Source organism: Mycobacterium sp. (genome assembly GCF_046091765.1).
Lineage (GTDB): Bacteria > Actinomycetota > Actinomycetes > Mycobacteriales > Mycobacteriaceae > Mycobacterium.
Map to the genome: position 1 here is coordinate 1 of NZ_JBJTCF010000019.1, position 6,851 is coordinate 6,851.

A 6,851-nucleotide genomic window follows, 5' to 3' on the forward strand; every position below is an offset into this window, starting at 1 on the left:
CGAACCCGCGGATGTGCAGCAGTCCATCGCCCGGCTGAACACCGCGGTGGCGGGCTTCTTTGACTCCGTGTCGCGGCTGCTGTCGAGCCTGCCGGCCAACCCGCTCAGCGACTTCTTGTCCGGGGCGCTGCTGCTGGTGCGGCGTAGCGTGTTTAACCAGTTACCCAGTGCCAGCCCGGCTCAACTGTTCACTGACTCCGAGGGACAGGTGTCGGGCAGCATCGGAGCCGGCGATCCTGAGGGCGATGTGCTGACCTACCGGCTGCTGCAGGGACCGGAGCACGGCCTCGTGCAGATCGCGGCGGACGGCACGTACACCTACGTTCCCGGCTCGGACTTTTCGGGCAGCGACACCTTCGTCGTCGGTGTCTCCGATGGCGGGTTCAATCTGTTCAACCCTTTCGGCAGCCGCACGACCGAAGTGGTGGTGCAGGTCCCCGACGAGTCCTTGATCGGCCCACCGGTGGGACTGTCGCGGGGCTTCAACATGACGAATCTGTCGGGCCGGGCGGTGTACCTGGCCCAAATCCTCAAGGAAAGCGGTTACGAAACCCGACTCGAAGTGGCACCCCCGATCGGGTTCGTCCTGCAACCGGGTGATCAGGTGCATTACGAGACCACCTACTTGTACTTCTATACCTACGACACAAGGTTTGTGTGGAAGACCTGCGAGGACGCCTTCTGCAACGGTGCCGTGACGCCCGGCGATCAGCAGTGGACCCTCAGGCTCCGTACCTGGAGCGGTCAGGTGTGGGATTCCAACGGTCCGACCACCATGAATTGCGAGGCGGGTTCCTGCAGCTACGACCAGAATGGCACTCCTATCAGCGACCCGCTGGGAGACTTCGGCGCCAATCGGGCGTTCCTGCTCGACGACCCTGGCACGGTCAATGAACTGTCGGCCGGGTCGCAGGCCGATAAGGTCGCGCAAGTCCTCGACCGGATGTGCCAGAGCAACAACTCGGCGTCGTGCTCCTTCTCTCCCAAGAGATTCGAGCAGACCCAGACGGACTGGAAACTTGCGCAGTCCTTCCGAAACGGAACCGAAACGACGGTGACACAGTCTCTAAGCCGCAACGAGCAGACGTCGACACAGACCAGCCTCAAAGTTGCGCAGAGCGCCAAAGTGAGCCTGTTCAAGATCGTCGAAGCAGGGATCAGCAGGGAAACCACTGAGACCTGGACAACGTCGAAGACGTGGCAGGAGACCTACACGGTCCCGATCCCTCCCGGGCAGACCGGTTATCTCTACTACCGGGATCCGATCAAGAGGGTCACCGGTGACTTCACCGCGACGATCGGTAACACCACCTGGAAACTGAAGGACGTCAACTTCGATACGCCCGATCCCGACGACACCCGCCCGGATGGCGGGCGCGCGCAATACGAGGCCACCAACTCGCCCCTCCCGCCGAGGCTCTGACCGAACCGGTGACGCCGGCCTGACTCAGCTGTCGTTGGACCCCGACTCGCCGCTGTCCTTCTCGATCTCGGCGATCAGCGCATCCACGTCCGCCGAGCCGACCTCCCCGCCGATCACCCGGTCGATGAAGCCCGCCGGCTCGTCGAGGTCCGATGACGTTGGCAGCAGGTCGGGATGGGCCCACACCGCGTCGCGCGCATCCACCCCGACCGCGGCGGTCAGCCGCTCCCAGAGCACCGCGGCCTCGCGCATCTTGCGCGGCCGCAACTCCAGGCCCACCAGGGTGGCGAAGGTCTGCTCGGCGGGCCCGGCGGTGGCCCGGCGGCGGCGGATCATCTCCGAGAGCGCGACCGTGCCGGGGATGCGCTCACCCAGCGCGGCGGACACCACGGTGGCCACCCAGCCCTCGACGAGGGCCAGCAGGGTCTCCAGCCGCTCCAGGGCCAGGGTCTGTTCGGGGGTGGTCTTGGGTTCGAACATGCCTTGAGCCAGAAGCTCTTCCATCTTCGACGGGTCGGTCAGCGCGCTGGGGTCCAGCCCGGCGGTGAGCTCCTCGAGCCCGCTCATGTCCACCTTCATCCCGCGCGCGTACGCCTCCACCGCGCCCAGCAGTTGCGCGGACAGCCACGGCACCCCGCTGAAGAGCCGGTGATGGGCGGCTTCGCGCGCGGCCAGGAACGTGAGCACCTCCGAACGCGGGTTGTCCAGGCCCTCGGAGAGCGACTCGATCGCCGCGGGCAGCAGCGCGGCCACCCCGGGGGGCCCCAGCGGAAGCCCAATGTCGCTGGAGGTCAACACCTCTCGCGACAGCCGGCCCAGCGCCTGACCCAGCTGCGAGCCGAACGCCATCGAGCCCAGCTGGGTCATCATCGTCATCAGCGGCCCGGCCATCGCGCGCGCCTCCTCGGGCAGCGCCGAGGTCCACACCGCGGCGATCTGCTCGGCCATCGGGTCGCACAGCCGCTTCCAGGTGTCCAGGGTGTTGTCCACCCAGTCCTGCGGCGTCCAGGCCGCCGCGCGCACCGCCCCGGCGGGCAGCGCGCACGCCCCGTCCAGCCAGGTGTCGGCCAGGTGCACCGCGTCGGCCACCGCCGTCGCGGTGGCCTCGGGCACCGGGGCGACGAACCCGATCGTGCTGGTGGCCAGCTTGCGGGCCAGCTCGTAGTTGACCGGCCCGCCGCCGGGCCCGCCCGCGCCGCTGAACATCGCGCCCAGCTGGGTGAACAGCTTGCCCAGGTCGGCGATGTTGAATGCGGGCTGCTCCCCGCCGGGTCCGGCCCGCTCGGGGTCGTCCCCGGGGGAGAAGCCGAAGGGCAGGTCAGCCATGACGACCACGGTACCGTCGCTACCCTGGTCGGCGTGAACAGGCGGATCCTCACCCTCACCGTCGCGCTGGTGCCGATCGTGGTGTTCGCGGTGCTGCTGGCCTGGGTGCGGGTGCCGTTCGTGTCGCTGGGCCCGGGCCCGACCTTCAACACCCTCGGCGAGGTCGACGGCAAACCGGTGGTCGCCATCGACGGCACCCCCACCAAGCCCACCTCGGGCAACCTGAACATGACCACGGTCTCCCAGCGCGACGGCCTGACCCTGGGCCAGGCGCTGGCGCTGTGGCTCTCCGGGCGCGAGCAGCTGCTGCCCCGCGATGTGGTCTACCCGCCGGAGAAGTCCCGCGAGGACATCGAGAAGAGCCAGAGCGACGACTTCCAGAACTCCGAGGACAACGCCGCCTACGCCGCGCTGGGCTACCTGAAGTTCGCCCCGGCGGTGACGGTGGAGAAGGTCAACGACCCCGGCCCGGCGCTGGACAAGCTGCAGCGCGGCGACGCCGTCGACGCCGTCAACGGCACCAAGGTCGCCGACGTGGCCGCGTTCAGCGCCCTGCTCAAGGCCACCAAACCCGGCGACGAGATCGTGGTGGACTTCCGCCGCAAGAACGCCCCGGCCGGCTCGGCGCGAATCACCCTGGGCCGCAACGACGACCGCGACTACGGATTCCTGGGCATCGCGGTGCGCGACGCCCCGTGGGCGCCGTTCACCATCAACTTCAACCTGGCCAACGTCGGCGGGCCCTCCGCGGGGATGGTGTTCAGCCTGGCGGTGGTGGACAAGCTGACCACCGGGGACCTCAACGGCTCGAAGTTCGTCGCCGGCACCGGCTCGATCTCCGGGGACGGCGAGGTCGGCCCGGTCGGGGGGATCATGCACAAGATCGCCGCCGCCCAGGAGGCCGGGGCCACGGTGTTCCTGGTGCCCAAGGACAACTGCGACGAGGCCCGCGCGGTGCCCGGGGAGTCCATGGAGCTCATCCGGGTCGAGACGCTGACCGGGGCGGTCGACGCGCTGCGCGCGCTGTCGGCCGGCGGGCAGCCGCCGCTGTGCTGAACGGCCCGGGCCCGCGGGGCCGCTGTGCGTAGAGTTGGGAACGTGAGTCCCCCCGGAGCCCACCCGTGAGCATGCGACCCACCGCCCGGATGCCCGCCCTCAACCGCCGGGCCCGCATCCTCGTCGGTATCGCCGTCGCGGTGGTCCTGGTGCTGCTGATCGGCCCGCGCTTCATCGACACCTACGTCGACTGGCTGTGGTTCGGCGAGCTGGGCTACCGCTCGGTGTTCACCACCGTGCTGTTCACCCGGCTGATGGTGTTCCTGGCGGCGGGCCTGCTGGTCGGGCTGATCGTGTTCGCCGGGCTGGCGCTGGCCTACCGCACCCGGCCGGTGTTCGTGCCCAACGTCGGGCCCAACGACCCGGTGGCCCGCTACCGCACCGCGGTGATGGGCCGGCTCAAGGGGTTCGGGGTGGGCATCCCGGTGACCATCGGGGTGCTGGCCGGGCTGATCGCGCAGAGCTACTGGCCGCGCGTCCAGCTGTTCCTGCACGGCGGGGACTTCGGCATCACCGACCCGCAGTTCGGACTGGATCTGGGCTTCTACGCGTTCAGCCTGCCGTTCTACCGGCTGCTGCTGACCACGATGTTCGTCGCGCTGTTCCTGGCGCTGCTGTTCAACCTGGTCACCCACTACGTCTTCGGCGGCATCCGGCTGGCGGCGGGGTCGGGGGCGATGACCCGCCCGGCGCGCATCCAGCTGGTCTCGATGGTGGGCGCGCTGATCCTGCTCAAGGCGCTGGCCTACTGGATGGACCGCTACGCGCTGCTGTCCAACACCCGCGCGGGCAAACCCTTCACCGGGGCGGGCTACACCGACATCAACGCGGTGCTGCCCGGCAAGCTGATCCTGCTGGCGATCGCGGTGATCTGCGCGGGCGCGGTGTTCTCGGCGCTGTTCCTGCGCGATCTGCGCATCCCGGCGATCGGGGTGGTGCTGCTGCTGCTGAGCTCGCTGATCGTCGGTGCGGGCTGGCCGATGATCGTCGAGCAGTTCAGCGTCAAACCCAATGCCGCGCAGAAGGAGAGCGAATACATCGCGCGCAGCATCACCGCCACCCGCCAGGCCTACGGGCTGACCAACGACGTGGTGACCTACCGCGACTACACCGGCAACGCGCCCACCGACGCCAAGCAGGTCGCCGCCGACCGGGCCACCACCTCCAACATCCGGCTGCTGGACCCCAACGTGATCAGCCCGGCGTTCACCCAGTTCCAGCAGGGCAAGAACTTCTACTCCTTCCCCGAGCAGCTGTCCATCGACCGCTATCGCGGCCGCGACGGGCAGCTGCGCGACTTCGTGGTGGCCGCCCGCGAGCTCAACCCCGACCGGCTCATCGACAACCAGCGCGACTGGATCAACCGCCACACCGTCTACACCCACGGCAACGGGTTCATCGCCTCCCCGGCCAACACCGTGCGCGGCATCGCCAACGACCCCAACCAGAACGGCGGGTACCCGGAGTTCCTGGCCAGCGTGGTCGGCGCCAACGGCAGCGTGGTCTCACCGGGGCCCGCGCAGCTCGACCAGCCGCGGGTCTACTTCGGGCCGATCATCGCCCGCGCGGCGGCGGACTACGCGATCGTCGGCAAGAACGGTGCCGACCGCGAGTACGACTACGAGACCAACACCGAGACCAAGAACTACACCTACGCCGGCGCGGGCGGGGTGGCGCTGGGCAACTGGCTGTCGCGGCTGGTGTTCGCCGCGAAGTTCGCCGAGCGAAACTTCGTGTTCTCCAACGTGATCGGCTCGAACTCCAAGATCCTGTTCAACCGCGATCCCGCCGAGCGGGTGCGCGCGGTGGCGCCGTGGCTGACCACCGACTCCTCGGTGTACCCGGCGATCGTCGGCAAGCGGATGGTGTGGATCATCGACGGCTACACCACCTTGGACAACTACCCGTACTCGGAGCTGACGAGCCTGAGCTCGGCGACCGCGGACTCCACCGAGGTGGCGCTGAACCGGCTGATCCCCGACAAGCAGGTGTCCTACATCCGCAACTCGGTGAAGGCCACCGTGGACGCCTACGACGGCACGGTGACGCTGTATGCCCAGGACGAGGCCGACCCGGTGCTGGCGGCGTGGATGAAGGTGTTCCCCGGCACGGTCAAGCCCAAGAGCGACATCAGCTCCGAGCTGGCCGCCCACCTGCGCTACCCCGAGGACCTGTTCAAGGTGCAGCGCGCGCTGCTGGCCAAGTACCACGTCGACGATCCGGTGACGTTCTTCTCGACGTCGGATTTCTGGGACGTGCCGCTGGACCCCAACCCGACCGCATCGAGCTTCCAGCCGCCGTACTACATCGTGGCCAAGGATCTGGCCAGCAACGACAACTCGTCGTCGTTCCAGCTGACCAGTGCGATGAACCGGTTCCGCCGCGACTTTCTGGCCGCCTACATTTCGGCCAGCAGCGACCCGGACACCTACGGCAAGATCACCGTGCTGACCATCCCCGGTCAGGTCAACGGACCCAAGCTGGCGTTCAACGCGATCTCCACCGACACCGCGGTGTCCCAGGATCTGGGCGTGATCGGCCGGGACAACCAGAACCGCATCCGCTGGGGCAACCTGCTGACCCTGCCGGTCAGCCAGGGCGGGCTGCTGTACGTGGCGCCGGTGTACGCCTCGCCGGGGGCCTCGGATGCGGCGTCCTCGTATCCCCGGCTCATTCGTGTCGCGATGCTCTACAACGACCGGGTGGGCTACGGGCCGACGGTGTCCTCGGCGCTGGACGCGATCTTCGGCGCGGGCGCGGGGGCCACGGCGACCGGCCCGGCCCCGGCGGGCGGGCCCGGTCAGCCGGCCGCCAAGCCCGCCGACGGCGCGGAGGTGCCCGCCGCGGCGGCCGAGGTGCCCACCGCGCCGGTGGCCGCGCTGCCGCCCGGGGGAGTGACACTGTCCCCGTCGCGGGCTGCGGCGCTGGCCGAGGTGCAGTCGGCGCTGGGTGCGGTGCGCGAGGCTCAGCGCTCGGGCAACTTCGCCCAGTACGGGGCGGCGCTGCAGCGGCTCGACGAGGCGATGAACCGGTACGACGCGGCGAA

The 6,851-nt window shown here is 69.0% G+C and carries 4 protein-coding genes; 3 read left to right on the top strand and 1 reads right to left on the bottom strand.

What is annotated here, in order from left to right; all coding sequences use genetic code 11:
- Nucleotides 1-67 precede the first annotated feature (67 nt).
- A complete protein-coding gene (locus ACKOB8_RS02090; RefSeq protein WP_526375152.1) occupies nucleotides 68-1,423 on the top strand; it encodes an Ig-like domain-containing protein in 1,356 nt (451 codons plus the stop codon).
- A 24-nt stretch (nucleotides 1,424-1,447) separates the two neighbouring features.
- Here the strand turns inward: ACKOB8_RS02090 and ACKOB8_RS02095 are convergent, their stop codons facing one another.
- Nucleotides 1,448-2,749: a zinc-dependent metalloprotease gene (locus ACKOB8_RS02095; protein ID WP_526375154.1), complete on the bottom strand. Its 1,302-nt coding sequence runs from the start codon at nucleotides 2,747-2,749 to the stop codon at nucleotides 1,448-1,450.
- 33 nt (nucleotides 2,750-2,782) lie between these two features.
- Here ACKOB8_RS02095 and ACKOB8_RS02100 point away from each other — a divergent pair, with 33 nt between their 5' ends.
- Nucleotides 2,783-3,805 (top strand): YlbL family protein, encoded by a 1,023-nt coding sequence (locus ACKOB8_RS02100; protein WP_526375156.1) that lies wholly within the window; start codon nucleotides 2,783-2,785, stop codon nucleotides 3,803-3,805.
- A gap of 65 nt (nucleotides 3,806-3,870) precedes the next feature.
- The coding region (locus ACKOB8_RS02105) for a UPF0182 family membrane protein (protein WP_526375158.1) at nucleotides 3,871-6,851 on the top strand (2,981 nt) is incomplete at its 3' end.